We start from the raw sequence: 2508 nt of genomic DNA, 5'->3' as shown, positions 1-2508 counted from the left end.
GGTCGGCTCCGGCCCCGCCGGGCTCGCCGCCGCCCAGCAGCTCGCCCGCGCCGGCCACGCCGTCACCGTGTACGAGCGGGACGACGCGATCGGCGGCCTGCTCCGGTACGGCATTCCGGACTTCAAGCTGGAGAAGCAGCACATCGACCTGCGGCTGGCCCAGCTCGCGGCCGAGGGCGTCGAGTTCCGCACCGGGGTGAACGTCGGCGTCGACGTCACCGCCGAGCAGTTGCGCGCGCAGCACGACGCGGTGCTGCTCGCCTGCGGCGCGCTGCAGGGCCGGGACACCCCGGAGACTCCGGGCCGGCAGCTGCGCGGCGTGCACCAGGCGATGCAGCACCTGGTGGCCGCCAACCGGGTCGTCGCGGCGGCTGGCGAGGGCCGGCCCGCCCTGGCGGTGCTCCCCGACGGCACGCCGATCGACGCGGCCGGCAAGCACGTGGTGATCATCGGTGGTGGCGACACCGCCGCGGACTGCCTCGGCGTCGCGCACCGGCAGGGCGCGGCCGGCGTGCACCAGCTCGACCTCTACCCGGAGCCGCCGGAGACCCGGGACGCCGAGCGCGACCCGTGGCCGACCTGGCCGTGGGTCCTGCGCAGCTACCCGGCACACGAGGAGGGCGGCGATCGGGTCTTCGCCGTCGCGGTGCAGGAGTTCGTCGACGACGGCACCGGCCAGGTGCGCGCCGTCCGGATCGCCGAGGTCACCGTCGAGAAGCGGGACGGCCGGCGGATCGTCAATGCGCTGCCCGGCTCGGAGCGGGAGCTCCCGGCCGACCTGGTGCTCCTCGCGATCGGCTTCGAGGGCACCGAGGAGCAGCCACTGCTCACCCAGTTCGGGGTCACCCGCAACGGGCGGGGCGCGATCGACGCCCGACCGGACTGGCAGACCGAGGCCGACGGGGTCTTCGTCGCCGGTGACATGCACCGGGGCGCGTCGCTGATCGTCTGGGCGATCGCGGAGGGACGGGCCGCCGCCGCGGCGATCCACTCCTACCTCGGTGGGGTGGGCACACTGCCCGCGCCGGTGGACCCGGCCCGGCAGCCGCTCGCCGCGCGCTGACCGCGCGCGGGCCGGTGGGTCCGCCACCGGATGATCGACTCCGGATCGCCGAGCTGGGGTGTCCTGACCCGCAGGACACCCAGCTCGGCGTCCTTGCGTCCTGCGCTCCTGCCGTTCGGGGTGAGCCGCCTCACGAACACCAGCAAATCGGGCTGATTGCCGTCAGACTGGTCGACTGCCGAACCCTCCGTGGTTCGGCTTCGTCGTGTCGTCGTCTGGACGGGGAAATCGTCGTGGCCCTTGGTGCCACCTTCGCCGCGTTGCGCCACCGGAACTACCGGATCTGGGCCGCCGCCGGTTTCGTATCGGTCATCGGAACCTGGATGCAGGTCCTCGGGGTCAACTGGTACGTGCTGGCGGAGACCGGCTCGGCGACCTCGATGGGGTTCACCGTTCTGCTCCAGGCCCTTCCCACGCTGCTGCTCAGTGTCTGGGGCGGCGCGCTGGCCGACCGGCTGCCCGCCAGGCCGCTGCTGATCGTGGCCCAGGCGGCGCACGCGGCGCTGGCCGCCGGACTGGCCGCAGTGGCCGTCACCGGTGCCGGCGGCCTGCCGGCGATCTACGTGATCTCCCTGGTCACCGGCGCTGTCTCGGCCATCGAGGGTCCGGTGATGGGTCGCTGGGCCTCCACGCTGGTAAACCGGGAGAGCCTGGGCAATGCCCTCGCCCTGGGCTCGCTGACCAACTCCGCCGGCCGCATCCTCGGCATGAGCGTCGGCGCCGTCGTGGTGGCCGCCGTCGGCCCCGCCCTGCTGTTCGGCATCAACGCCGCCAGCTTCGTGGCGGTCGTCGTGGCCCTGTTCGGCGTACGCGAGGGGGAGCGGCACAGCGTGGAGCCGCCGGCGGCGGACGTGGCCCCGGCGGACGGCGGCATCCGGGCGGGCTTCCGCTACCTGCTGCGTCAGCCGGTGCTGCTGGTGGCCCTGGCGCTGTCGTTCGTGCTCGGCAGCCTCGGCCGCAACTACCAGGTGACCATGGCGGCGATGAGCGACGGACCGCTGGGTGGGGGCGCCTCCGGCTACGGCTTCCTCTCCACCGTCTTCGCCGTCGGCACGGTGCTCGGCGCGCTCGTCGCGGCCCGCCGCCGTGACCTGGGTTACGGCATGCTGGTCGGGTCCGGCCTCGTGGCGAGCGGTCTGCAGATCGCTGCCGGCCTGGCTCCCGGCACCATGAGCTTCGCCGCGGTGATCCTGCCCGTGGCCGCCGCGGCCGTGGTCATCGACACCACGGTCGGTGCCCGGGCCCAGCTCGACACCGACTATGCCATGCGCGGCCGGGTGCTGGCCGCCCTGGCGGCCACCGGCTCGGTCTCCGCGGCGGTCGGCGCGCCCCTGCTCGGCTGGCTCTCCGAGCACGCGGGACCCCGGCAAACCCTGGTGCTGGCCGGTACGGTCACCGCCGTCGCCACCGCCGCGGCGGGCGTGGCCCTGGACTGGCTGCGGGAC

Annotated in this window: 2 protein-coding genes; both read left to right on the top strand. The window is 74.4% G+C overall.

Going from position 1 to position 2508, the window contains the following annotated elements:
• On the top strand, positions 1–1063 hold a 1063-nt coding region (locus DKL51_RS03265), incomplete at its 5' end, for an FAD-dependent oxidoreductase (protein WP_124811705.1).
• Between the two features lie 233 nt (positions 1064–1296).
• The coding region (locus DKL51_RS03260) for an MFS transporter (protein WP_124811704.1) at positions 1297–2508 on the top strand (1212 nt) is incomplete at its 3' end.

Source organism: Micromonospora globispora (assembly GCF_003857015.1).
Taxonomy (GTDB): Bacteria; Actinomycetota; Actinomycetes; order Mycobacteriales; family Micromonosporaceae; genus Micromonospora; species Micromonospora globispora.
The sequence above is the reverse complement of the archived record's forward strand: the minus strand, read 5'-3'. Positions and strand labels throughout refer to the sequence as shown.